Below are 24,652 nucleotides of genomic sequence, written 5' to 3' on the forward strand. Positions count from 1 at the left end.
GATGATCCCCCAGCCGAGCCGTGCCCTGAACGCGCGCAACGTCGTCTTCCATGAAGACAAGGCGATCGACCGTTCGCCCCGCGACACCCGCGATCATCCCTTCCATCGCCGGCTGGGCCAGAACCACAGGCTGCAACACCATCTTCATCGATGACCGCGATCCCTGCGCGCACGGTTTCCAGATGGTCTGAACCCCGGCGGTTGTGCTGACGTCAGAACCGCCGGATTCTGTGTGCACAGCAGCAAAATGTTGCGAAGCCAGACGTATCGGGCGCCGCCCATCCCCGCCACGAGGACGGCATCCACCCTTCTCTCCTGATTATGATGGCCCCGCGAGGCGAAGGCAGTGCCATCATCGCGCCGCACCGACAGCGGTTGCTTGACCGGGATCAGAACGGGAACTAACTCTTTCAGGATACGAGGCCCAAACGGCCCGAGGAGGCTTCAGTGACCATGCAGATCTCGCGGCGCGGCCTTCTGAAGGCTGCCGGCGCGGGTGTCGCGGCGACGTCTTTGGCATCCATGGGATTCGGGGAGGCGGAAGCCGCCGTCGCCGCCCATGTCCGGCCGATGAAGCTCGCGAACACCACCGAAACGCGCAACACCTGCCCGTACTGTTCCGTGGCCTGTGGCGTCATCCTCTATTCCAAGGGTGACGTCCGGAAGGGTGAGAAGGCGGAGATCATCCATGTCGAGGGCGACGTGGACCATCCCACCAATCTCGGCACGCTCTGCCCCAAGGGGGCGGCGCTCAAGGACTTCATCCACGCCCCCACCCGGCTGAAGCAGCCGATGCTGCGCCGCCCGGGATCGGACCGCTTCGAGCCGGTCTCCTGGGACCAGGCGCTGGACCGCATCGCCCGCCTGATGAAGGACGACCGCGACGCCAACTTCCTCAGCCAGAACGAGGCCGGCACGCCGGTCAACCGCTGGACGACGACCGGCATGCTCGCGGCTTCGGCCACCACCAACGAGACCGCCTGGTGCACCTTCAAGGTCGCCAAGGGCCTCGGTATCGTAGGATTCGACAACCAGGCTCGCGTCTGACACGGCCCCACGGTGTCCAGTTTGGGCCCGACATTTGGCCGTGGCGCGATGACGAACGCCTGGACCGATATCAAGAACACCGATCTCGTTGTCGTCATGGGCGGCAATGCGGCGGAAGCGCACCCCTGCGGCTTCAAATGGGTCACGGAGGCGAAAGCCAACCGGGGCGCCAAGCTGATCGTAGTGGATCCGCGCTATACCCGCACGGCCTCGGTCGCGGATTTCTACGCGCCGATCCGGCAGGGGACGGACATCGCCTTCCTGATGGGCGTGATCCGCTACTGCATCGAGAACGACAAGATCCAGTGGGAATATACCAAGGCCTTCACCAACGCGGCCTATCTCGTGAAGGAAGGCTTCGGCTGGCAGGACGGCCTCTTCACCGGCTACGATGAGGAGAAGCGCGACTACGACCGGTCGAGCTGGGAGTACGAGATCGGCGAGGACGGCTACGCCGTCACCGACCCGACCCTCCAGCACCCCCGCTGCGTCTGGAACCTGCTGAAGCAGCACGTCTCGATCTACACGCCCGAGATGGTGGAGCGCATCTGCGGCACGCCGAAGGCCAAGTTCCTCCGCGTCTGCGAGATGATCGCCGAGTGCTCCTCGCCGACCAGGACGATGACCTCGATGTACGCGCTGGGATGGACGCAGCATTCGCATGGCGCCCAGAACATCCGCGGCATGGCGATGCTCCAGCTCATCCTGGGCAATATCGGCGTGCGCGGCGGCGGCATGAACGCGCTGCGTGGGCATTCGAACATCCAGGGCCTGACCGATCTGGGCCTGATGTCGCATCTGCTCACCGGCTACCTGAACATGCCGACGGAAGCCGAGACCGACTTCGAGACCTATATGAAGAGCCGGCAGTTCAAGCCGCTCCGCCCCGGCCAGACCAGCTACTGGCAGAACTACCGCAAGTTCATGGTCAGCTTCATGAAGGCCATGTTCGGCGACGCCGCGCGTCCCGAGAACAACTGGGCCTATGACTACCTGTCGAAGCTGGACGTCCCCTCCTATGACGTCCTGCGCATGTTCGAGCTGATGAACGACGGCCGGGTCAACGGCTACATCTGCCAGGGCTTCAACCCCGTGCTGGCCTTCCCCAACCGGGGCAAGGTGGTCTCGGCCCTCTCCAGGCTGAAGTTCCTGATCACCATGGACCCGCTGGAGACGGAGACCGCCCGCTTCTGGGAAAACCACGGCGACTTCAACCCCGTGGACACCGCCTCCATCCAGACCGAGGTGATCCAGCTCCCCACCACCTGCTTCGCGGAGGAGGAGGGCTCGCTCACCAATTCCGGCCGCTGGCTGCAATGGCACTGGGCCGGCGGTTCGCCACCCGGCGAGGCGCAGCACGACACCTGGATCATGGCGCAGATCTTCCTCCGCATGCGGGAACTGTACCGGAAGGAAGGCGGCGCCTTCCCCGACCCGATCCTGAACCTGAGCTGGGACTATGCCGACCCGACGGAGCCGACGCCGGAGGAACTGGCCAAGGAGATCAACGGCCGCGCCCTGACCGATGTGCGCGATCCGAGCGATTCCTCCAAGGTGCTCGTGCCGGCCGGCAAGCAGGTGCTGAACTTCTCGCAGCTGCAGGATGACGGCTCGACCATGAGCGGCTGCTGGATCTATTCCGGCTGCTTCAACGAGGCCGGGAACAACATGGCCCGCCGGGACAACCACGATCCCGACGAGACCGGCGCCTATCTGGGCTGGACCTTCGCCTGGCCGCTGAACCGCCGGACGCTCTACAACCGCGCCTCGGCGGACCTGCAGGGCAAGCCCTGGGACCCGAGCCGCAAGCTGCTGGAATGGGATGGGACGAAGTGGACCGGCTACGACGTGCCGGACATCGCGCCCACGGCGAAGCCGGAAACGGTGATGCCCTTCATCATGAACCCGGAAGGCGTCTCCCGCCTCTTCTCCCGGGGCATGATGCGCGACGGGCCTTTCCCGTCGCATATGGAGCCCTTCGAATCCCCGGTGCCCAACGTGCTGAACCCGCGCATGCGGGGCAACCCGGTCGCGCGCGTGTTCCAGAACGATGTGTCCCAGTTCGGCAATTCGGACGAGTTCCCCTTCGCGGCGACCTCGTACCGGCTGACGGAGCACTTCCACTACTGGACCAAGCACAACCGGGTGAATGCCGCGCTGCAGCCGGAATTCTTCGTGGAGATCTCGGAGGAACTCGCCGCCCTCCGCAAGATCACCAACGGAGGCTGGGTGCGCGTGTGGTCCAAGCGGGGTTCCGTGAAGGCCAAGGCCCTGGTCACCAAGCGCATCCGCCCGCTGATGTGCGACGGGCGGGAGGTGCATGTGGTGGGCATCCCGCTCCACTGGGGCTTCGTGGGGGCTGCCCGGAAAGGCTTCGGCCCGAATTCGCTCTCGCCCTTCGTGGGTGAGGCGAATATCGAGACGCCGGAATACAAGGCCTTCCTGGTCAATATCGAGCCCAGCACGCCGCCAGGAGGGGCCGTGGCATGAGCGCCGGCATGATGGACAGCCCACGGACGGCGGCCAGCAACCCGCCGACCCAGCCGATGGCCAGCCAGTTCGGCGAGGCCGACCTGATCCGCCGTTCGGCGACGGAGAACCTGCCGGCGCCGCAACGGCAGTTCGTGCCGGTGGCCAAGCTGATCGATGTCTCCAAATGCATCGGCTGCAAGGCCTGCCAGTCGGCCTGTGTCGAATGGAACGACACCCATCCGGAGATCGAGGAGAATCACGGGGTCTATACCAACCCCCATGACCTCACCGAGAACATGTTCACCCTGATGCGCTTCACGGAATGGGTGAATCCGGAAACCGACAACCTCGAATGGCTCATCCGCAAGGATGGCTGCATGCACTGCGCCGACCCGGGCTGCCTCAAGGCATGCCCGGCCCCCGGCGCCATCGTCCAGTACAGCAACGGCATCGTGGACTTCATCCACGAGAACTGCATCGGCTGCGGCTATTGCGTGAAGGGCTGCCCCTTCAACATCCCCCGCATCTCCAAGGCCGACCGGCGCGCCTACAAGTGCACCCTCTGTTCCGACCGGGTCGCGGTGGGGCAGGGGCCGGCCTGCGCCAAGGCCTGCCCGACCAAGGCCATCGTCTTCGGCACCAAGGAGGACATGAAGAAGCATGCCGAGGAGCGCATCGCCGACCTGAAGTCGCGCGGCTTCGCCAATGCCGGGCTCTACGATCCGCCCGGCGTGGGCGGGACGCATGTGATGTATGTGCTGCACCACAATGACAAGCCGCATATCTACGCCGACCTGCCGGACAACCCCCGCATCTCCCCCCTGGTGCAGACCTGGAAGGGGGTCACCAAATATGTGGGCCTCGCCGCGATGAGCGTCATGGCGGTGGGCAGCGTGATCCACGGCGTCTTCGCGCGGCCCAACCGGGTCAGTGAGGAGGATGAGGAGAATGCCGAGAAGCTGGTGGAAACCAGCGTGAAGGCCCCGCCGCAGCCGGAAGAGCATCCAAGATGACCGAGCACATCCAGCCAGGAGATGCCATCCACCCGGGCAAGCCCGTCACGGTGGACCGCTACGGCCCCCTGGCCCGGCTCAACCACTGGGTCACGGCCGCCAGCCTGATCCTGCTGGCCGTCTCCGGCCTGGCCCTGTTCTGGCCCTCGCTCTTCTTCCTGACCAACCTCTTCGGCGGGGGACAGAACACCCGCGCGATCCATCCCTGGATCGGCGTGGTCCTGTTCTTCAGCTTCTTCATCTTCTTCTTCCAGCTCTGGCGGGCGAACCTCCCCGCCAGGGTGGATTTCGTCTGGCTGTCGCGGATCAAGGACGTGGTCCGCGGCAACGAGGAGAAGCTGCCGGAGCTCGGCAAGTACAATGCCGGCCAGAAGTTCATCTTCTGGGCGATGACCGGGCTGATCCTGGTGCTGATCGTCAGCGGCCTGGCGATCTGGGAACAGTACTTCGCCCCCTATACATCGATCCCCACCCGCCGGGTCGCCGTCCTGGCGCATTCCATCGCCGCCGTGCTGATCATCTGCGTCTTCATCCTGCACGTCTATGCGGCGATCTGGACACGCGGCACGCTGCGGGCCATGACCCGCGGCTCCGTCACCGGCGGCTGGGCCTGGAGGCATCACCGGAAGTGGCTGAGGGAACTGGCCGGCCGGCATAAGGTCGGCCCCGCCGAATAACCATCGACAACGCGTGGCCGGTCCGGCCCGCGGAGGATCCATGTCAGGATTTCAGAACCTCCAGCCCGATCCCTCCCTGATCGGGCGCATGCTCAAGCCGCCTTTCGCCATCATGCCCGATCCGGTGGCCCTGTTCCGCCAGCGGGCGGAACGCTTCTCGGTCCTGGCGGGCGACAGCCATCTGGCGCCCTACCTGGATTTCCTGGCCGGGCTGAGCGGGTTCCAGGCCGATCTGGCCGGGGAGCTTCCCCCCGCGCTTCCCATCTCTGACGAACAGGTCCGGCGCGCGCGGGAAAACCGCATGCCTCCCCTCGACCGTGCCGCCCTGGCCGGCGATACGGGCCTCCGGGCCCTGGCACAGCGCTTCCTGGAAGGCGTGGCGGCTCTCCCCATGCCCCCGCCGGCGGAGGCGGCCCTGGCCGGTTTGCGGCAGGCGGCCCCCGAGGACCTGGACCAGTTGATCGGCAATGTCCTGGCGGATTCCATCCCCGCCGATGACCTGCCCCGCCACCTGTTCCTGTCCGCGGCCGTGCAGGTCCATGCGGCGCGGCTGGCCTCCCTGCTCGATCCGAAACAGCTCGTGCCGGTGGAAACCGGCCTCTGCCCCTGTTGCGGCGGCCCTCCCGCCTCCTCCATGGTGGTCGGGCATCAGGGGGCGGAAGGGGCCCGCTACGCCGCCTGCGCCTTCTGCGGAACCCAGTGGAACGAGGTGCGGATCAAGTGCCTCGCCTGCGGCTCCACCAAGGGCGTAGGCTACATGGCGCCCGAGAGCGAGGATGAGGCCGCGGTGAAGGCGGAAACCTGCGATTCCTGCCGGAGCTGGGTGAAGATCCTCTACCAGAACCGGAATCCGTCCCTGGAACCGGTGGCGGATGACGTGGCCAGCCTGGGCCTCGACCTGCTGATGCGAGACACCCAGTACCGGCGGGCCGGCTTCGACCCCTTCCTGCTGGGCTACTGATCCATGTCCGATAAGGCGGCGTTGCGGGCCCTCCCTTCGGTGGATCGCGTCCTGTCCCTGGCCGGGCCTGCCATCGCCCGCTTCGGCCGCACCGAGGTCACGGAAGCGGTGCGGGCCGTGCTGGCGGAAATGCGGCGTAACCCGCCCGCACCGGACGCGCCCGATGCAGCCCCCGATGCCGCCACAGTGCTGGCCCGGGCGGAAACCCGCCTGGCTGCGCGGGACCGCTCCAACCTGCGGCCTCTCTTCAACCTGACGGGCACGGTGCTGCACACCAATCTCGGCCGCGCGCTCCTGGCCGAGGCCGCCGTCGAGGCCGCCGTGGCGGCCATGCGGAATGCGGTGGCCCTGGAATTCGACCTCGAAACCGGCCGGCGTGGCGAGCGTGACGACCATCTCCGGGGTGTTGCGCGAACTGACCGGCGCGGAGGATGCCACGGTCGTCAATAACAACGCCGCCGCCGTGCTGATCGCCCTGAACACCCTGGGCGCGGGGCAGGGGGCCCTGGTCTCGCGTGGGGAGCTGATCGAGATCGGCGGCGCCTTCCGCATGCCCGATATCATGGCCCGCGCCGGGGTCCGGCTGGTGGAGGTGGGCACCACGAACCGCACCCATGCCCGGGACTACGAGGACGCGCTCTCGCCCGGGATCGGCCTGATCCTCAAGGTGCATCCCTCCAACTACCGGATCGAGGGCTTCACCAAGACGGTGCCGGGGCAGGAACTGGCCTACATCGCCCGGGCGGCCGGTGTGCCGATGCTGAACGACCTCGGTTCGGGCACGCTGCTGGACCTGTCGCGCATCGGCCTCGCGAAGGAACCCACGGTCAGGAGGCGGTGGCCGAAGGCGCGGATATCGTCACCTTCTCCGGCGACAAGCTGCTGGGGGGCCCACAGGCGGGGTTCATCGTCGGGCGCCGCGACCTGATCGCGGCGATCAACCGCAACCCGATGAAGCGGGCGCTGCGCCTGGACAAGATCCGCCTCGCGGCCCTGGCGGCGACGCTGAAGCTGTACCGCGACCCCGACCGCCTGGTCGAACGCCTGCCGACCCTGCGTCTCCTGGCGCGCCCCCTGGCGGAGATCGAGGCCCAGGCCCAGCGCCTGTTGCCCGCCCTGCGACGGCTCCTGCCGCCCGGCTTCACCGCTGAACCCTGCTCCTGCCGCAGCCAGATCGGTTCCGGCGCCCTTCCGGCGGAAACCATCCCCAGTGCCGGGCTGCGCCTCTCCGCGCCGGATGGCGGAGGGCTGGACCGCCTCGCCGCCGCCCTGCGCAGCCTGCCGAGGCCGGTGATCGGCCATCTGCGCGACGGTGCCCTCGTGCTCGACCTCCGGACCCTGGAGGACGAGCCGGGCTTCCTGGCCAGCCTCGCTGCCATGCCCGCCGATGCACTGGCTTAGGCGTCTCCGGCGGCCTGCCGCGCCGCCGGCCCCCGATCCGGTGGCCGAAGCCAGGGCCGCTTTCGGCCGGGGCGAGTACGGGACGGCCCTGGGGATCTGGGAACCCCTCGCCCGGGCCGGCGACGCGGAGGCCCAGGCGGGGATCGGCCTCTGTTTCCTGCACGGCCTGGGTATCCCCGCCGACCCGCCCCTGGCGGAAAAATGGCTCTCCCTGGCCGCGGCCGGGGGGCATGCCAAGGCACGGCGTGAACTGGCGGAACTGTTCCGGCACGGCGCCGAGGGAGTGGAGGCCGACCCCGGCCGGGCGACGCAACTGTACCGGGCGGCCGCGGAAGGCGGCGATCCCGTTGCCCAGGATGTCTGGAGCCTGATGCTGCTGGAAGGGCAGGAGGGTGTCCCGGTGGACATCGCGGAAGCCCGCCGCTGGGCCCTGGCGGCCGCCGGGGCCGGGATCGCCCCGGCCATGACCCGCCTCGGCATGCTCTACCACAATGCCCAGGGGGTGGAGCGCGACGTGGCGGAGGCCGCCCGCTGGTGGCATGGCGCGGCTCTCCGGGGCGATGCGGATGGACAGGCCATGTTCGGCGCCGCCCTGCATCTGGGGGCGGGCGTGGCACCGGACCCGGTGGCGGCCATGGCCTGGCTGCTCCGGGCCACACGCGGCGGCAGCGCCCTGGCCCGGCCCTTCCTCTCCGCCGTCCGCGCCGCGCTGACCCCCGCGCAGCTCTCCCAGGCCCTGGCCCGCTCCTCCGAACCCCTGCCACCCATCCCTGGAGAGCCGGGATGATCGTCGGAACCGCCGGCCATATCGACCACGGCAAGACCGCCCTCGTGCGCGCCCTGACCGGGGTGGAAACCGATCGCCTCAAGGAGGAAAAGGCCCGCGGCATCACCATCGAGCTCGGCTTCGCCTATCTGGCGGAAGCCGGGCGCAGCATCGGCTTCGTCGATGTCCCGGGCCATGAGCGCTTCGTCCACACCATGCTGGCCGGGGCAAGCGGGATCGACTTCGCCCTGCTGGTGGTGGCCGCCGATGACGGGCCGATGCCCCAGACGCTGGAGCATCTGGCCATCCTGGACCTGCTGGGCCTGCGGCGCGGTGTGGTCGTGCTCAGCAAGGCGGATCTGGTGGACCCGGCGCGGCGGGAGGCCGTGACGGCGGAAATCCGCGCCGCCCTGGCCCCGACCGGCCTGTCGGAGGCTGGGATCCTGCCCGTTTCCACGGTAACGGGCGAAGGGCTGGACCGGCTCCGGGACCGGCTCTGGCAGGCGGCGGCGGAAACGGCCTCGCGCGGAGAGGATGGCGCCTTCCGCTTGGCGGTGGACCGCAGCTTCGTCCTGCCGGGAACCGGGACGGTGGTCACGGGAACGATCCTCTCGGGCGCCGTGGCCGTGGGCGACACAGTGCTGGTCAGCCCCGCCGGCCTGCCCGCCCGGATACGTTCCATCCATGCCCAGAACCAGCCCGCCGGGCGGGGCGTGGCGGGGCAGCGCTGTGCCCTGAACCTGACCGGGGAGGGGATCTCCCGGGATGCCGTCTCGCGCGGCGACATGATCCTCGACCCGGCCCTGCATGCGCCGGCCGGCCGCATCGATGCCCTGCTGCGGCTTCTGGACAGCGAGCCCCGGCCGATCGGCAACCTCCTCCCGGCCCGGCTGCATCATGCCAGCGCGGAAGTGGGCGTTCGCCTCATCCCCCTGGAAGCCGCCATCCCGCCCGGCGGCCAGGGGAGGGTCCAGCTCGTCCTGGAACGGCCCATCGCCGCCGCGGTGGGCGACCGCTTCATCCTGCGCGATGCCTCGGCACAGCGCACGATCGGAGGCGGACAATTCCTCGACCTGCGCCCCCCGCGCGCAAGAGGCGGACGCCCGAACGTCTGGAACAGCTCGACGCCGCCGCACAGCCGGAACCCGCCGAAGCGCTCCGACGAATGCTCGCCCTGCCGCCGTTTCATGTGGAACTTTCCGAATTCGTAAGGGATCGCGCCCTTTCCGCCGCCCAAGGAAAGGCGCTGGCGGGCCTGCCCGGACTGGCCGGTATCGAGGCCGGCGACCGGCATGTCCTGATGACCCGGGACCGCCTGCAGGCGTTCCGGGAGGCGATCCTGGCGGAACTGGCGCGTTTCCATGAGGAGAACCCCGATCTTCAGGGAACGGGCCGCGAAAGGGTGCGGATGCTCCTGCAACCCCGCCTGCCGGTGCCGGTCTTCCGGGCCATCCTGGAGGGGGAGGCCAAAGCCGGAAGGCTGGTGCTGGAGGGTGCCTTCCTCCGCCTCCCCGGGCACGAGGTGCGCCTGGGGCCGGAGGACGAGGAGCTTTACGCCCGCATCGTTCCCCTGATCGGTGGCGCCACCCGCTTCCGCCCACCAAGGGTGCGGGATCTCGTGCCGTTGGTCGGGACGGAGGAAGCCGGGATCCGGCGCCTGCTGAAGCTCTGCGCGCGCCTCGGCCGGGTGGACCAGATCGCCCATGACCACTTCTTCCTTCGCGCCACGACCGCCGAGATGGTCGAGATCGCACAGAATGTCGCCACCTGTTCCGCCGACGGCACCATCACCGCCGCGGCCTTTCGCGACCGGATGGACAATGGCCGGAAGGTCGCCATCCAGATCCTGGACTTCCTGGACCGCCACGGCGTGACCCTCCGCAGAGGCGATCTGCGCCGCATCAACCCGCACAGGAACGATCTGTTCCGGACCTACGACACGGACGGGCCCGCACCCCAGGCGACCGGCCCGGCCCAGAACCATGGATGACGACCTGGCCATGACGCCCCCCGCCGAGACGGATTTCGACGACTGGCTGATCGCCACCTATGGCGAGGTCGGCTCCTTCACCATGCTCTTCGTACTGCTACGGATCGCCGAAAGCACCGTGGAGCCCCTCCGCTCGGCCTATCTCCATGTCGTGGGCGACGAGACGCGCTGGCCGGACATGACGTCGCTCTTCGCCGGGGCCCGTGTGCCTTGGGACGCCGCCGTCTTCTTCCGGGCCGGGCGGGAAGGGCTCGTCGAGGATCGCGAAGCCAAGGCCCGCCTCGCTGCCCTGGCCCGTAGCCTCCACGAGGATCGCGGCCTGATCCGTGAGGGCGAGTTCTTCAATGCAGCGGGCATGCGGCTGCGGCTGGACCCGGCCTGACCCGGACGCGGAGCCACGCGCCATGGTCCACACACGAAGCAAACACATCCCGCCGCCAGAACAGATGGAAGCATGGCCACCGCGCACGCCCCTTGCGCTTCGGGCCACGCGCGAGTATAGGAACAAAATCAGCAAACTTCCACGCGGCCTTCTGCGCTGTCCCTATCCTCTGGAGCAGGAATCCAGCGGAACTCGTTTGCCCGCCGGACTGAGGCCCCGCCCCATACGGGCGCATAAAGGTCTAAAATCCTAAAATCCTAAAGCCTTAAAACAGCCTTCCCGCTGAAAGGTCCCAAAGCCGCTCAGCAGTTCGGCGCGGCCTTCTTCGGCGCGCTGATCGGATCGAGGCCCCGCGCCGTCGCCGGCTGCCAGGTGCGCGACTGCGGCGTCTTCCCGCTGGACTGGGTGCCGATGAAGGAACCACCGGTCCCACCGCTCCAGCCCGTATTGCCCGCATTGCCGGGGGCGGTGCTGTCGGACCTGCCCGTTGCCGCCTGCGTCGCAGGCTGGGACTCCACCGCGGCCCGACAGCCCTGGCCACTGTCCAGGCTCTGCTTCGAGGGGGGCGTGCCGGCCTGCTGGGCCATGGCCGCCGTGCCGAGGCCGAGGATCAGGCTCCCGGCGATCCAGAACGCTCCTGCACGCATCGTCATCCTCCCATTGCTGGCGGGATCGGCCATGCACCCCGGTTGGCGCATGATCCACCTGGCGTCATCCGCGCGATGCCGCCGGCGATCCCGCACCCGGCCGCCACCGAAAGGGAAAGCGTATGGCGAACCGCCGGGTTTGCCCGGCCCCGCACGAAAGAAAGACCACGGCTCCCGTCAGGCGATCACCACCCGCGCCTCGCCCGCCACGGTACGGCCGACGAGACGGGCGGCGGGATAGCCCGCCTGCTGGATGCCGGACAGGATGCGCGCCGCCTCCGCCTCCGCGCAGGCGACGAGCAGGCCGCCGGAGGTCTGCGGGTCGGCCAGCAGCCGGCGCCGCCAGGCCGGCAGTTCCGCCGGCAGCGTGATCCTGTCGCCATAACTCGCCCAGTTGCGGTCGGACGCGCCGGTGATGAAGCCGCGCTCGGCCAGCGCGGCGGCGTGGGACAGCCAGGGAAGATCGTCGAGCCGCAGGGTCAGGCTCAGGCCGGAACCCTGCGCCATCTCCAGCGCATGCCCCAGGATGCCGAAGCCGGTGACATCGGTGATGCCATGCACGGCAGGATCCTTCGCCAGCTCCGCGCCGATCCGGTTCAGCAGGGTGGTGGAGGCCAGCATCTCGGCATAGGCACCCTCCGGCAGGGCACCTTTCTTGATGGCGGCGGAATAGATGCCGACGCCCAGCCCCTTGGTCAGGATCAGCGCATCGCCCGGCCGGGCCCCGGCATTGCGTCGCACCTGGTCGGGATGGCAGAGGCCGATCACCGCCAGCCCGTAGATCGGCTCCGGTGAGTCGATGGAATGGCCGCCGGCCACCGGGATCCCGGCCGCGGCGCAGACCGAGGCGCCGCCCGCCAGGATGCGCCGGATCACCGCCGGCTCCAGCTTGTTGATCGGCATCCCCAGGATGGCCAGGGCCATGATCGGCTGGCCGCCCATCGCATAGATGTCCGACAAGGCATTGGTGGCGGCGATCCGCCCGAAATCATCCGGATCGTCCACCATCGGCATGAAGAAGTCGGTGGTGGCGATCACCGCCAGATCCTCGTTCACCTGCCAGACGGCGGCATCGTCCGAGGTCTCGGTCCCGACCAGCAATTGCCGGAAGGGACCGGCCGCGGGCTGTTCGGCCAGGAGTTCCCGCAGCACCGCCGGCGCCAGCTTGCAGCCGCAGCCGCCACCATGGGCCAGCTCGGTCAGGCGGATCACGGGATCGGACATGGAAGCCTCCACAGTGCGGTCCATCGGCATCCGGGAAGCCTACATCCGATCATCGTGTCCGGAGAAGGGTAGGCCGGGCGACATCCCCCGCCCGTGCCCCTACCGCCGATGCCGCTCCTGGCGGAGCCTCGCACCGTGAGGATGCGAACGCCCAAGGCAGGGCCCCCGGGCATACCCCCCCCGGGGCATACCAAGGGGGCCGCCTGGCCGGCATCCGGCTTTACAGGGACAACTCGCCGGACACGGTATCCCGGCTCCCCCGTGCCGCCGGCGGTTCCAGCAGGAAGCCATCGAAGAAGCGCGCGATCCCGGCATGGTCGTCCAGGGGCAGGACATGCGCCACATGCTGGTCCGGCCTGACGATCACCACGCATCCGCCGTCCCGGTCGATGCCGCGCAGATCGAAGATGTCCCGGCCGCTCCCCGTGGCCGGGCAGAACACCTTCTCGTAGTCCACGAGGCCGTGGCGGCCCTTTGCCGGGCGCAGCAGGGCAGGCATCCCGCCATAGGCGAGATCGCGATGCGGCTGCTGGACGATCGCCCGCAGGTCGATCACCGCGTCGATATCCTCCCCCGCCGGGGTGTAGCGCCGGATCGGAGAGGCATCGTCCCGCTCCAGGAAATGGCAGAGCCGGCCGAGGCGGGAGGAAGGATCGGTCGGGTCCTCTGCCGCCGCGAAGGCGAAGAGGCGCCAGCGGCCATCCGCCTGCACCGCGTGACCGAGATGCATCGGCTTCGCATCCGCCAGCCGGATCACTGGCGCGGAATGGAAGCGCATGCCGATGACGAGGCCTTCCGCGAGATGCTGATGCACGCCCGCCCCGGTGATCGCCGAGGGCTCGTAGCGCATCGCCGTGCCGGCCGTGAAACGGCCCTGCTGCATGAAGTATTTCTGGAACTCCGCCGGATCGACACCCTTGCTGTCCGGATCATGGGGGTCCTTGGGCGGCAGGGAGAGCATCCGGGCCAGCTTGCGGTCGAAGGCGATCAGCTCCTCCGCCACGGCATGGCGCTCCGCCGAATAGGTGGCGAGGAGGAAGGGATCGACCTGTCCCCGCAGCACCGCGGCCAGCTTCCAGCCGAGGTTGAAGGCATCCTGCATGGAGACGTTCATGCCCTGTCCCGCCTTGGGGCTGTGCGTGTGGCAGGCATCGCCGGCGATGAAGACACGCGGCAGGCGCGTGCCCCTTTCCGCCTCCGGGACATCGTCGAAGCGGTGGCACATCCGCTGGCCGATCTCATACACCGACCACCAGGCCACCTCCTTCACCTCCAGCCGGTGGGGGGAAAGAATGCGCTGGGCGGCGGCGATCAGGTGATCGACGGTGATGTTGCGGTTGGCGACACGCTCGTTCTCGGCGAGCTTGTCCATTTCGATATAGAGCCGCACGAGATAGCCGCCCTCGCGCGGGATGATCACCATGTTCCCCGCCGCCGAATGGAGCACGCATTTCAGGCGGATGTCGGGAAAGTCGGTGACCGCGAGCACATCCATCACGCCCCAGGCATGGTTGGCGGAGGCGCCTTCCAGGTTCAGGCCGATCTCCCGCCGCACCGCGCTGCGGGCGCCGTCGCAACCGACCGCGTAACGGGCCCGGATGGTCTCCACCTCTCCCTCATGCCCGGGGTCGAGGCGCTCAAAGCGGGCCGTCACGGGATGGGAAACATCCGGTTCCGCCGCGACCTCCAGCGAGACCAGCCGACGATGATAGTCCGGCACGATGGGGGAGGCACCGCGCCGCATCGTGTCCAGGTAGAAGTCATGCACCCGGGCTTGGTTGAGGATGACATGCGGGAACTCCGAGAGTCCTTCCTCCGTGTCCAGGATGCGGCCGCTGCGCTGGATGGCGCCATCCCGGCTGCTGTCCGGCTTCCAGAACACCAACTCGTTCACCCAGTAAGCCTCGCGCAGCACACGCTCCACGAAGCCGAAGGCGTTGAACATCTCCATGGTACGACAGGCGATGCCGTCCGCCTGGCCGAGCATCAGCGGTCCGGCCTTCTGCTCCACGATACGCGTCGAGATCCCGGGAAAGGCGGCGAGTTGCGCCGCCAGGGTCAGGCCCGCCGGTCCGCAGCCGACGATCAGGACATCGGTGGTCCGGGGCAGGGCCGCGGGCACAGCGCCTGGAGGGGGAGGGGCGATCCTGGCCGCCTCCGGATCGCCTGCACGGAAACCGTTGAGATGGAACTGCATGCTCACTCCTCCCTGGATTGCCGCCATGGCGGAGGATGGGCGTCGCCGGATGCCGGAAGGCATCGGCGGGACGGTGCATCACTCCCTTCTGTGCGGCTCTTGCTTAAAGGATGAACACATAAATTATGTATGCTGTCAATTATCTTCCGCAGCTCGCCCAACGAATTTCCGGAGCAGCGCGATGAACTGGGCCTGCTCCGCCGTGGAGAGCGGCTGCATCATCTCCGCCTGAGCGGCCAATACGCGCTCTTCCACGGCTTCCAGCAGGGCGCTTCCGGCCTTGGTCAGACTGACGGTCTTCACGCGCCTGTCCTGCCGCGACGGCTGGCGTAGGATGAGGCCCTTGGCCTCCAGGCGGTCCAGCACGCCGCCGAGCGTCGCCCGGTCGAAGGCGATCAGATCCGAAAGCCGCGTCGCGTCGATCCCCGGTTGGGAGGCGATGGCCACCATCGCGGCATATTGCACCGAGGTGATCTCGAAGCCCGCCAACTGGGCGGTGAAGATGGCGCCCGAGATCTGATGCGCCCGCCGGATCAGGTGGCCAGGCATGTCATACATGGATCTGATGGACATCAGGCTTTCCGTGGCGGTTGGGACAGGCTGAGCCTCTAGATCAGATCGGGATGAGGGGGAACGGCAGGTACGGTCCCGGAAACCACGGTCCGGGGCTCAGGACGGCTGCTCGTGAGCCGGGACCCCGGTGGGGCCGGGCTGTACGAAGCGCGCGGCCCCGACACGGATGCCAGAGAGGATATGCCGGCGGATGAGCGAGACCCGCTGCGTGTCATGCGTATCGGGATGCGAGACCAGCCAGTAGCTGCGCAGGAAGCGGATCTCCGGCAGGATGCGCCGCAGCTCCGGAAAGCCGCCCGCGGCATAGTCATGCAGGATGCCGACGCCATGGCCGGCGCGGACGGCTTCCATCTGCGCCACCACGCTGCCGCATTCGTAACGGGCCCCGATCACGCGGCGCAGGGCGGCGGCGTAGTCCAGGGCGCGGCTGTAGACGTAATCCTCGACATTCGTGACAAAGAGCCGGCTCGCCAGTTCCGCCGGCCGGAGGATCGCGCCGGTCCGTGCGAGATAGGCTTCCGAGGCATAGACGCTGAGGGTGTAGTCGGTGAGCTTGGTGACGATCAGCCGCCCCTGCTCCGGACGCTCCAGCGTGATGGCCAGATCCGCTTCGCGGCGCGAAAGGGAAAAGGTGCGGGGCAGGGGCACGAGCTGGATGACCAGCCCTGGGTGCTGCTCTGCCAGCCCGGCCAGTTGCCCGGCCAGCACATAGTTTCCCAACCCATCGGGCGCGCCGATGCGCACGGTGCCGCTGACAGCCCCCTCCAGGCTGCTCAGCCGGGAGCCCAGGCGCAGGAATTCCGATTCCGCCCGTTCCGCCGTGGCGAGCAGGGCCTCGCCGGCGCTGGTCAGCAGGCAGCCCTGGTTCCGGCGGTCCAGCAGCTTGGCCCCGAGTTCGCGTTCCAGCGCCGTGATCTGGCGGCCCACGGTGGCGTGGTTCAGCTTCAGCTCCCGGGCGGCCGCGAGGATTTGCCCCGCACGTGCCACGGCCAGGAAGATCCGGATGCGGTCCCAGTTCATGGGGTGACTTTAAATTCCGCACATCGAGGGTGCAATTCTGGCCATTGATGTGCAGTTGGTCGAGCCTTATCGCAGGAAGCGCCGGTGGTGCCACGGAGTTCCGCCGGGATAAGCCTCGCGCATGGGAGACGAAACGCATGGCCACCTGGATTCCGCATTTCATCGGCGGCGAGAGCTTCGAGGGACGCGGCGGCCGCACGGCGCCGGTCTACAATCCCGCCACCGGAGAGCAGACGGGCGAGGTCCCGCTGGCCAGCGCCCGTGACGTCGATACCGCGGTTCGGGCGGCGCAGAAGGCCTTCCCGGCCTGGGCCGCCACCCCGCCGCTGCGCCGCGCCCGGATCCTGAACAGGTTCCTGTCGCTGCTGGAACGTGACGCGGACCGCATCGCCGCCGCGATCACCGCCGAGCACGGCAAGGTCCTTTCCGATGCCAAGGGCGAGCTGACGCGCGGCATCGAGGTGGTGGAGTTCGCCACTGCCGCGCCGCAGCTGCTCAAGGGGGAGGTGACGGAGAATGTCGGCACCCGCATCGACAGCCATTCCCTGCGCCAGCCGCTGGGTGTGGTCGCGGGCATCACGCCGTTCAACTTCCCGGCCATGGTGCCGATGTGGATGTTCCCGGTCGCGCTCGCCTGCGGCAACTGCTTCATCCTGAAGCCTTCCGAGCGCGATCCCTCCGCCAGCCTGATCCTGGCCGAACTGCTGGCCGAGGCCGGGCTGCCGCCGGGCGTGTTCAGCGTGGTGCAGGGCGACAAGGAGGCGGTGGATGCCCTGCTGGAGCATCCCGGCGTCAGCGCGGTCAGCTTCGTCGGCTCCACGCCCATCGCGCGCTACATCTACGAGACCGCGGCGAAGACGGGCAAGCGCTGCCAGGCGCTGGGCGGCGCCAAGAACCACATGGTCATCCTGCCGGATGCCGATATGGACCAAGCGGTGGATGCGCTGATGGGCGCGGCCTATGGCTCGGCCGGCGAGCGCTGCATGGCGATCTCCGTGGCCGTGCCGGTCGGCGAGCGCACGGCCGAGGCGCTGATGGCGAAGCTGGAGCCGAAGGTCCGCGCCCTGAAGATCGGCCCGGGCACCGAGGCCGATGCCGAGATGGGACCGCTGGTGACGCGCCAGCACCGCGACAAGGTGCGCGGCTATGTCGATGCCGGCGTGAAGGAAGGCGCGAAGCTGGTGGTCGATGGCCGCGACTTCCGCATGCAGGGCTATGAGGACGGCTTCTTCATCGGTGGCACGCTGTTCGACCATGTGACGCCGGAGATGTCGATCTACCGTGAGGAGATCTTCGGCCCCGTGCTCTCGGTGGTGCGGGCCGACGACTACGCCACCGCCGCGAAGCTCATCAACGAGCACGAGTTCGGCAACGGCACCTCGATCTTCACCCGTGACGGCGAGGCAGCGCGAGAATTCGCCCATGGCATCCAGGTCGGCATGGTCGGGATCAACGTGCCCATCCCGGTGCCGATGGCCTTCCACTCCTTCGGTGGTTGGAAAGCCTCGCTCTTCGGGGACCACCACATGCACGGGCCAGAGGGTGTGCGCTTCTACACGAAGCTCAAGACCATCACGACCCGCTGGCCTTCGGGCGGCTTCCGCTCCGGCGCGGAATTCGTGATGCCCACCATGGGCTGACCGACCATGGCTGGCCCGGGTTTCAACCCGGGCCGGTGCCCCTGTATGTCCGGCAAGGCGCCCCGAGGGCTCCGATGTCACGGAAGGATCATTGACGACCCGCTTGATTCGGTATGGTGCGCATGATCAGGGTCAGCCTGCCGGCATGCCGGTTTCAGGGAGATCCGGATGGAATACGCCCGTCGTTTCAAGTTCCTGGTCTGTGCCCCGGCGTTCGATGAGGCCGACCTGGAGGGCGCCCGCCTGCGTCAGATCCTCACCGAGATCGAGGGCATGGGGTATGCCGTGTTGCGGGCACGGCGGGATGAGGATGCCGAGCTGGTGGTCCGCACCGATGCCGCGATCGGCTGCGTGGTGGTGGACTGGGGTAAGAAGGGCCTCCAGGGCAAGGCAGCTGCCCTGATCTCGCTGGTCCGGCGTCGCGGCACGGAGGTGCCGATCTTCCTGCTGGTGCGGCGCCGGCGGCTGGAGGACATTCCGGTCGACGTTCTGGACGATGTCGATGGCTTCGTCTTCCTGGCCGAGGAAACGCCGGAGTTCATCGCCAAGAACCTCGTCTCCCGGCTGCGGCAATATGCCGAGACGCTGAAGACGCCCTTCTTCGGGGCGCTGGTGGATTATGCCGAGCAGGGCAACCAGCTCTGGACCTGCCCGGGCCATAACGGCGGCATGTTCTACAGCCGCAGCCCCATCGGGCGGATTTTCGTCGAGCATCTGGGCGAGGCGGTGTTCCGTGACGACCTCGACAATTCCGTGCTGCAACTCGGTGATCTGCTGACGCATGAGGGGCCGGCCCTGGCGGCGCAGCGCGAGGCGGCGAAGATCTTCGGGGCCGAGCGCACCTATTTCGTGCTGAACGGCACCTCCACTTCCAACAAGATCGCACTGAACGCCCTGCTCGCCGAGGGCGATCTGGTGCTCTTCGACCGCAACAACCACAAGGCGGCGCATCACGGCGCGCTCTTTCTCAGCGGCGCGCTTCCGATCTTCGTGGAGACGGCGCGCAACCCGCATGGGTTGATCGGGCCGATGCTGAAGGATGCGTTGTCGGAAGAGCGGCTGCGCGAGGCGATCCGTACCAATCCGCTGGTGCGCGATGCGGAAGCCTGGCGCCGGCCGCGCCCTTTCCGCGCCGCGGTGATCGAGCAGTGCACCTATGACGGTACGATCTATTCCGCCGAGGAAGTGCTGAGCCGCATCGGCCATCTCTGCGACTATGTCCTCTTCGACGAGGCCTGGGCCGGCTTCATGAAGTTCCACCCACTCTTCCGTGGACGCTTCGGCATGGGGCTGGAGAAGCTGGGACCCGACGCGCCGGGCATCCTGGTGACGCAAAGCACCCATAAGCAGCTCGCCAGCTTCTCCCAGGCTTCGCAGATCCATGTGAAGGACAGCCATCTCGGCGAGCAGCGGCGCCGTGTCGGGCATCGGCGCTTCAACGAGATGTACCTGCTGCATGCCTCGACCAGCCCCTTCTACCCGCTTTTCGCCTCGCTCGATGTGGGCGCGCAGATGATGAAGGGCCGTTCCGGCGAGGTGCTTTGGGACGACACCGTCCGCCTCGGCATCGAGATGCGCAAGAAGCTGCGTTTCACCGCGCGTGAGATGGCGGAGAAGGAGACTGACCCGTCGCGCCGCTGGTTCTTCGAGCCTTTCGTGCCAAAGACCGTGCGGCTGGACGGTGTGCCCACCCCATGGGAGGAGGTGCCGACCGACCTTCTGGCCGCCAACCCCGAGCACTGGGAGTTCCGCCCGGGCGAGGACTGGCATGGTTTCGGCGATGTGCCGGCGGGCTGGGCCATGACCGATCCGAAAAACTTGGTGCTGACGCCTGGCTTCACCGATGGCGGTTATGCCCGGCATGGCGTGCCGGCGCCGGTGGTGGCGGAGTATCTACGCCAGAACCGCATCGTGCCGGAGAAGAACGACCTGAACAGCCTGCTCTTCCTGCTCACGCCCGGCAGCGAGAGCAGCAAGGCGGGCACATTGCTGTCCCACCTGGTCACCTTCAAAAAGCTGCACGACCAGAACGCGCCGCTGGAGGATGTCATCCCCGGCTTCGTCGCGCGACGGCCGAGCCGCTACGCGAAGTTGCGGTTGCGCGACCTCTGTGCCGAGATGCATGATTTCTACCGCGAGCAGAATATCAGCGGACTACAGGCAGCGCAGTTCCAGGCTGGGCATTTCCCGGAGATGGTGATGCCGCCGCATGAGGCGGTGCGGGAACTGGTACGCAACCGTGTGGATTACGTGCCTCTGGACGAATGCTTCGGTCGCGTCGCGGTTACACTCTGGCTGGTCTATCCGCCCGGGATCGCCACGGTCGTGCCTGGCGAAAGGCTGGGCGAGGCCTCGCGGCCGATGATCGACTATCTGAAAGCTTTCGAACGGGCGGCGAACCGTTTTCCCGGCTTCGAGAACGAGATCCAGGGTCTCTACCGGGAGACCGATCCGGAGGGGCGGGTGCGCTTCTATACCTATGTGCTGCGCGAGGAGTCTTAGGGACCCGAAGGCTGCCCGGGTCGCGTGGTTGAACGAACGGACGTCCGGAAAAGTCAGTGTGATGAAGATTTCCTTTTATATATCGGTTAATCGGGTATGTTTTCTGGAGTACCTGACCGAGAACCCATGAGCAATTCGCCTAACCGTGCCTTCCTGACCGTGATCCCGGAGGCCCATGCCGAGCTGGTCCGTGGCCTGTCATCGCCCGTGCGGATCCAGATCCTGCGTCTGTTGCGGCAACAGGGGCCGCTCAATGTGAACCAGATCGGCGAACACCTCGACCTGCCCCAGTCGACCGTGGCGGCGAATGTGCAGGTGCTGGAGGAATGCCGTCTGATTGAAACAGAGGTCATCAAGGCGCGGAAGGGGCAGCAGAAGATCTGCCATGTCCGCTTCGACGATATCGTTATACGCCTGGACGGCCCTGCCCTGACGCAGCGCAACGACCTCGTCGAGGTGGCCATGCCTTTGGGTCTTTATACCTCCTGCAATGTGCGCGCCCCTTGTGGTCTTTGTTCGACGCGTGGCGTGATTGGCTTGCTCGATGTGCCGGACTTCTTCCTCGATCCTGCGCGTGTCGAGGCAGCTCTGATCTGGTTTTCACGGGGGTTCGTCGAATACAAATTCCCCAATAATGCCAAGCTGATCCGGGCCCGTGTGCAGGGGCTGGAATTCAGCATGGAGCTCTCCTCCGAGGTGCCCGGCACCAACCTCGACTGGCCATCCGACATCACGCTCTGGGTCAATGGTATAAAGCTTGGCAGTTGGACCTCTCCCTCCGATTACGGCGACAAGCGCGGTGTGCATACGCCGCGCTGGTGGAAGCTCGAAGGGTCGCAATATGGCCGCCTCACCAACTGGCGTGTGACTGAAAACGGTACCTTCTTCGATGGCATCCGCCTGTCCGACGTGACGCTGCGTGACCTTGCGCTCGACGAGCATCATTCCATCCGGCTGAGAATCGGCATTGAGGAGGATGCTGCCCATCCTGGGGGGATCAATATTTTCGGCCGTGGCTTCGGCAATCACAGCCAGGACATCGTCATGCGGCTCCACTTGGTTTAATGTTCTTGAAATTCGGGTTCATATCCAAAACAATGTTGACGATCCTAAGGCAACTCTCCTAGCCTCCCCGTAACGATAGCCGGCGCAGCCGGCACGGGGAGGAATGGTCCATGACGCTTTGCCGCAGATCGCTGCTGGCCACGCCGATCGTGCTTGCCGCCGCACCACTGAGGGCCCAGCCGACAGGTTCCGGTCCTGCCCCCGCTGCGCCGCCGCGACGCGAGACCCTGATCCTCGAAAACCCGGAAGGCGTGATCCGCAACGCCGGCTGGTTCAACATCTGGGCGATCAATGCAGGCAGCCAGTACAATGGCTTGCAGCAGGTCGCCATGGACACGCTCTGGTACATCGACCCGGAAAGCGGGCTGGACGGCCCCTTCGACAATTCCCTGGCAGCCGAACCGCCGATCTACAACGCCGACTTCAGCGAGATGACCGCCAAGCTGCGCCAGGGCATTTACTGGAGCGACGGGGTGGAATTCACCGCCGCCGACGTGGTGCATACCGTCGAGACGCAGATCAAGAACCCCGGCATGCGGTGGAGCGCGCAGTTGATCCTGAATGTGGATCAGGTGTCGGCCCCCGATCCCTATACCGTGGTGTTCAAGCTGAAGCGCCCCAACGCACGCTTCCATGCCAACTTCATGGTGCGCTTCAACGCCATCTGGATCATGCCCAAGCATGTCTTCGGGAAGGTGGCGGACCCGGTCCGGTTCGATTTCAATCCACCGGTCTCGCTGGGAGCCTACACGCTGCACAGCTACGATCCTGAGGGGCGGCGATTCACTTGGCAGCGGCGCGAGGACTGGCAGCGGACCACGCTCGGGCGCTTCGGACAGCCGGCGCCGCGCTACCTCTCCTATGTCGATGGCGGGCCGCCGGACAAGCGCGTGATTGCGCAGCTCAATCACGATCTGGACGTGGTCCATGACGTCTCGCCGGAGGGCATGTTCACCCTGGCGCGGCAGTCGGACCAGATCCAGGGCTGGTTCCCGCACTTTCCCTACGCACACCCGGATCCGACGCTGCCGGCGCTGATCTTCAACACTCAGAACCCGATGTTCCAGGACAGGCGGGTCCGTTGGGCGCTGGCGCTGCTGATCGATATCAAGGCCGTCTCGATGGCCAGCTATCGCGGTGCGGCCACCATTTCCGCCATTGCTCTGCCTCCCACCGGAACCCACCCCCGGGATTATCATGGGCCGTTGCAGGAATGGCTCTCGGCTTTCGAGCTGGATACCGGCAAGCAGGTGATCAAGCCTTATGACCCGGGCATCGGGGCCGAGATCGCTGGTATGGTGCGCCCCTCGACACCCGGTGTTCCGACGATCCCGCCGAGATTGCGCGTTCCCTGGGTCATGGCTGGTGGAAGCCCAATCCGCGTGCCGCCACGGAGCTCCTGGAAGCAGCCGGTTATCGCAAGCGCGGCAACAACTGGATGATGCCGGACGGGCGCCCATTCAGCATCAAGGTGATGGTGGAAGGTGAAACCCGCCCCGTGATGACGCGCGCGGGCACCATGATCGCGCAGAACTGGCGGCAGTTCGGCATCGACAGCAGGATCGACGTGGCCCAGGGCACGACCATGTCCGATCGTCGCAATGCCGGCGATTTCGAGACTGTCATCGCCTGGAGCGTCGAGACCTATGGCGGGCATCCGGACCTCGCCTATTTCCTCGACAGCTGGCATTCCCAGTATGTCGCGCCACCCGGCAAGGCGCAGCCCTGGCGCAACTGGCAGCGCTGGTCGAGCCCGGAGATGGACGCGGTGATCGAGCGTATGCGGCAGACACCTTTCGACGACCCATCGGTGGTCGAGATTGGACGTGACTATGCCAAGCTGATGGTGCGGGAAATGCCGATCATTCCGCTCATGGCCTACAATGTCTTCACCTCGATGGATACGACCTACTGGACGGGCTTCCCCAGTTCGGAAGCGCCCTTCGCCAATCCCGTGCCCAACTGGGGAAACTCCCGCTACATGCTGGTGCGCCTGAAGCCGCGCGCCGCCTGACCACCGGCCGGCGGGCGCGTTGTGCCCGCCTCTCCGCAACGCCAAGGATGCGCGCATGCAGGGCTATGGCCTCCATCTGCTCAAGCGTCTGATGCAGTTCCTTCTGGTTGTCTTCATCGGCATCAACGTGACCTATGTCATCACGCATGCCACGCCGATCGACCCGGTGGAGCAGACCATCACCGCGGCCACCTCCTTTGGTACCACGAGCCCTGAGGCCATCGAGATGATGCGCCGGTCGCTGCAGGATCTCTATGGCACCGGCGGCAGCTCGTTCAGCCAGTGGCTGTCCTTCTGGCGGCGGATTCTGGTCGGTGATTTTGGCCCTTCTCTTTCTGCCTTCCCGACCCCGGTCGCGACGCTGATCGGCCGTGCCCTGCCATGGACCTTCGGATTGATGGCGGTTTCCACCCTGTTGGCCTGGGGGTTGGGCAATCTGCTGGGCGGACTGGCGGGCTATTACCGGCGCAGCCGGTTGCTCAAGCTGGCCGGGATTGCCGCCATGGCGGTGCATCCCGTGCCCTATTACATCGTGGCCTTCGTTCTGCTGATCCTCTTCGGCTTCGTCTGGCCAGTCCTGCCGATCACGGGCGCCTATGCACAGGGTCTCCAACCAGGCTTGACGCTGGAATTCGTCCTCAGTGTCCTGCGCTATTCCCTTCTGCCGGCGCTGTCGCTGATCCTGGTCGGGATCGGCGGCTGGTTCATGGGTATGCGTTCCCTGGTCTCCAACGTCGTGACGGAGGATTATGCCGTCTATGCCGAACTGGCCGGGGTCCGGCGGCGCACCATCCTGTCCGCCTATGTCATGCGCAACGCCCTGGCGCCGCAGGTAACGGGTCTCGCCATGTCGCTCGGAGCCATCTTCAATGGCGCCATCATCACCGAACAGGTCTTCGGCTATCCCGGGCTCGGCTCGCTCCTGGTCGCAGCGGTGCATGCGGGCGACTACAGCCTGGTGATCGGGGTGACCACCATCTCGATCCTCGCCGTATCCTCCGCGGTGCTGCTGGTGGACCTGCTCTATCCTTTGCTCGATCCGCGGGTACAGGGGCGCTGAC

Annotated in this window: 15 protein-coding genes and 4 pseudogenes; 14 read left to right on the forward strand and 5 right to left on the reverse strand. The window is 66.9% G+C overall.

The window, feature by feature from the left end:
* Nucleotides 1-83: 83 nt before the first annotated feature.
* From MVG78_RS20475 to MVG78_RS20515, 9 genes and pseudogenes are all read left to right on the forward strand, one after another.
* Nucleotides 84-191, forward strand: a pseudogene (locus MVG78_RS20475) (proline racemase family protein); the annotation flags it as partial.
* 262 nt (nucleotides 192-453) lie between these two features.
* Nucleotides 454-3,537: a formate dehydrogenase-N subunit alpha gene (fdnG, locus tag MVG78_RS20480; RefSeq protein ID WP_247561141.1), complete on the forward strand. Its 3,084-nt coding sequence runs from the start codon at nucleotides 454-456 to the stop codon at nucleotides 3,535-3,537.
* Between the two features lie 8 nt (nucleotides 3,538-3,545).
* Nucleotides 3,546-4,532, forward strand: a complete 987-nt coding sequence (gene fdxH / locus MVG78_RS20485) for a formate dehydrogenase subunit beta (protein ID WP_282615086.1) — start codon at nucleotides 3,546-3,548, stop codon at nucleotides 4,530-4,532.
* The gene (locus MVG78_RS20490) at nucleotides 4,529-5,209 is read left to right on the forward strand and encodes a formate dehydrogenase subunit gamma (RefSeq protein ID WP_247561094.1); all 681 of its coding nucleotides are present in this window, start codon (nucleotides 4,529-4,531) and stop codon (nucleotides 5,207-5,209) included. Before fdxH ends, MVG78_RS20490 begins: the two co-directional genes overlap by 4 nt.
* A gap of 40 nt (nucleotides 5,210-5,249) precedes the next feature.
* Entirely contained in the window at nucleotides 5,250-6,170 is a 921-nt protein-coding gene (gene fdhE, locus MVG78_RS20495) for a formate dehydrogenase accessory protein FdhE (RefSeq protein ID WP_247561096.1), read from the forward strand.
* A gap of 3 nt (nucleotides 6,171-6,173) precedes the next feature.
* Nucleotides 6,174-7,571, forward strand: a pseudogene (gene selA, locus MVG78_RS20500) (L-seryl-tRNA(Sec) selenium transferase).
* Nucleotides 7,558-8,358: a tetratricopeptide repeat protein gene (locus tag MVG78_RS20505; RefSeq protein ID WP_247560601.1), complete on the forward strand. Its 801-nt coding sequence runs from the start codon at nucleotides 7,558-7,560 to the stop codon at nucleotides 8,356-8,358. Before selA ends, MVG78_RS20505 begins: the two are co-directional and overlap by 14 nt.
* A pseudogene (gene selB, locus MVG78_RS20510) lies at nucleotides 8,355-10,327 on the forward strand (selenocysteine-specific translation elongation factor). The gene MVG78_RS20505 and the pseudogene selB overlap by 4 nt, the downstream one beginning before the upstream one ends.
* Nucleotides 10,320-10,709: a hypothetical protein gene (locus MVG78_RS20515; protein WP_247560602.1), complete on the forward strand. Its 390-nt coding sequence runs from the start codon at nucleotides 10,320-10,322 to the stop codon at nucleotides 10,707-10,709. The pseudogene selB and the gene MVG78_RS20515 overlap by 8 nt, the downstream one beginning before the upstream one ends.
* 302 nt (nucleotides 10,710-11,011) lie before the next feature.
* Here MVG78_RS20515 and MVG78_RS20520 read toward each other — a convergent pair whose 3' ends face one another.
* The 5 genes from MVG78_RS20520 to MVG78_RS20540 all read right to left on the reverse strand — a co-directional run bounded on the left by MVG78_RS20520 (nucleotide 11,012) and on the right by MVG78_RS20540 (nucleotide 16,370).
* Entirely contained in the window at nucleotides 11,012-11,356 is a 345-nt protein-coding gene (locus MVG78_RS20520) for a hypothetical protein (protein ID WP_247560603.1), read from the reverse strand.
* 177 nt (nucleotides 11,357-11,533) lie between these two features.
* Nucleotides 11,534-12,580 (reverse strand): selenide, water dikinase SelD, encoded by a 1,047-nt coding sequence (gene selD, locus MVG78_RS20525; protein ID WP_247560604.1) that lies wholly within the window; start codon nucleotides 12,578-12,580, stop codon nucleotides 11,534-11,536.
* Between the two features lie 220 nt (nucleotides 12,581-12,800).
* Complete coding sequence (locus tag MVG78_RS20530) at nucleotides 12,801-14,777, reverse strand: FAD-binding monooxygenase (RefSeq protein WP_247560605.1); 1,977 nt, start codon at nucleotides 14,775-14,777, stop codon at nucleotides 12,801-12,803.
* A 135-nt stretch (nucleotides 14,778-14,912) separates the two neighbouring features.
* Entirely contained in the window at nucleotides 14,913-15,350 is a 438-nt protein-coding gene (locus MVG78_RS20535; protein WP_247560606.1) for a MarR family winged helix-turn-helix transcriptional regulator, read from the reverse strand.
* Nucleotides 15,351-15,446: 96 nt separating this feature from the next.
* Nucleotides 15,447-16,370, reverse strand: coding sequence for a LysR family transcriptional regulator (locus tag MVG78_RS20540; RefSeq protein ID WP_247560607.1), 924 nt, complete (start codon nucleotides 16,368-16,370; stop codon nucleotides 15,447-15,449).
* Nucleotides 16,371-16,507: 137 nt separating this feature from the next.
* Here MVG78_RS20540 and MVG78_RS20545 point away from each other — a divergent pair, with 137 nt between their 5' ends.
* The 5 genes and pseudogenes from MVG78_RS20545 to MVG78_RS20565 all read left to right on the forward strand — a co-directional run bounded on the left by MVG78_RS20545 (nucleotide 16,508) and on the right by MVG78_RS20565 (nucleotide 24,651).
* On the forward strand, nucleotides 16,508-18,010 hold the full coding sequence (locus MVG78_RS20545; RefSeq protein WP_247560608.1) for a CoA-acylating methylmalonate-semialdehyde dehydrogenase: 1,503 nt from the start codon (nucleotides 16,508-16,510) through the stop codon (nucleotides 18,008-18,010).
* A 168-nt stretch (nucleotides 18,011-18,178) separates the two neighbouring features.
* Entirely contained in the window at nucleotides 18,179-20,512 is a 2,334-nt protein-coding gene (locus tag MVG78_RS20550; protein WP_247560609.1) for an Orn/Lys/Arg family decarboxylase, read from the forward strand.
* Nucleotides 20,513-20,638: 126 nt separating this feature from the next.
* Complete coding sequence (locus MVG78_RS20555) at nucleotides 20,639-21,577, forward strand: ArsR/SmtB family transcription factor (RefSeq protein ID WP_247560610.1); 939 nt, start codon at nucleotides 20,639-20,641, stop codon at nucleotides 21,575-21,577.
* 110 nt (nucleotides 21,578-21,687) lie between these two features.
* A pseudogene (locus MVG78_RS20560) lies at nucleotides 21,688-23,591 on the forward strand (ABC transporter substrate-binding protein).
* A gap of 55 nt (nucleotides 23,592-23,646) precedes the next feature.
* Complete coding sequence (locus tag MVG78_RS20565) at nucleotides 23,647-24,651, forward strand: ABC transporter permease (protein WP_247560612.1); 1,005 nt, start codon at nucleotides 23,647-23,649, stop codon at nucleotides 24,649-24,651.
* Nucleotide 24,652 lies beyond the last annotated feature (1 nt).

The sequence above is a fragment of the Roseomonas gilardii subsp. gilardii genome, from assembly GCF_023078375.1.
GTDB classification, from domain to species: domain Bacteria; phylum Pseudomonadota; class Alphaproteobacteria; order Acetobacterales; family Acetobacteraceae; genus Roseomonas; species Roseomonas gilardii.

Bases quoted from the DNA above. Each gene is read 5' to 3' on its own strand.
- fdxH (WP_282615086.1), top strand. From the start codon at position 3,546: ATGATGGACAGCCCACGGACGGCGGCCAGCAACCCGCCGACCCAGCCG.
- MVG78_RS20490 (WP_247561094.1), top strand. From the start codon at position 4,529: ATGACCGAGCACATCCAGCCAGGAGATGCCATCCACCCGGGCAAGCCC.
- fdhE (WP_247561096.1), top strand. From the start codon at position 5,250: ATGTCAGGATTTCAGAACCTCCAGCCCGATCCCTCCCTGATCGGGCGC.
- MVG78_RS20505 (WP_247560601.1), top strand. From the start codon at position 7,558: ATGCACTGGCTTAGGCGTCTCCGGCGGCCTGCCGCGCCGCCGGCCCCC.
- MVG78_RS20515 (WP_247560602.1), top strand. From the start codon at position 10,320: ATGGATGACGACCTGGCCATGACGCCCCCCGCCGAGACGGATTTCGAC.
- MVG78_RS20520 (WP_247560603.1), bottom strand. From the start codon at position 11,356: ATGCGTGCAGGAGCGTTCTGGATCGCCGGGAGCCTGATCCTCGGCCTC.
- selD (WP_247560604.1), bottom strand. From the start codon at position 12,580: ATGTCCGATCCCGTGATCCGCCTGACCGAGCTGGCCCATGGTGGCGGC.
- MVG78_RS20530 (WP_247560605.1), bottom strand. From the start codon at position 14,777: ATGCAGTTCCATCTCAACGGTTTCCGTGCAGGCGATCCGGAGGCGGCC.
- MVG78_RS20535 (WP_247560606.1), bottom strand. From the start codon at position 15,350: ATGTCCATCAGATCCATGTATGACATGCCTGGCCACCTGATCCGGCGG.
- MVG78_RS20540 (WP_247560607.1), bottom strand. From the start codon at position 16,370: ATGAACTGGGACCGCATCCGGATCTTCCTGGCCGTGGCACGTGCGGGG.
- MVG78_RS20545 (WP_247560608.1), top strand. From the start codon at position 16,508: ATGGCCACCTGGATTCCGCATTTCATCGGCGGCGAGAGCTTCGAGGGA.
- MVG78_RS20550 (WP_247560609.1), top strand. From the start codon at position 18,179: ATGGAATACGCCCGTCGTTTCAAGTTCCTGGTCTGTGCCCCGGCGTTC.
- MVG78_RS20555 (WP_247560610.1), top strand. From the start codon at position 20,639: ATGAGCAATTCGCCTAACCGTGCCTTCCTGACCGTGATCCCGGAGGCC.
- MVG78_RS20565 (WP_247560612.1), top strand. From the start codon at position 23,647: ATGCAGGGCTATGGCCTCCATCTGCTCAAGCGTCTGATGCAGTTCCTT.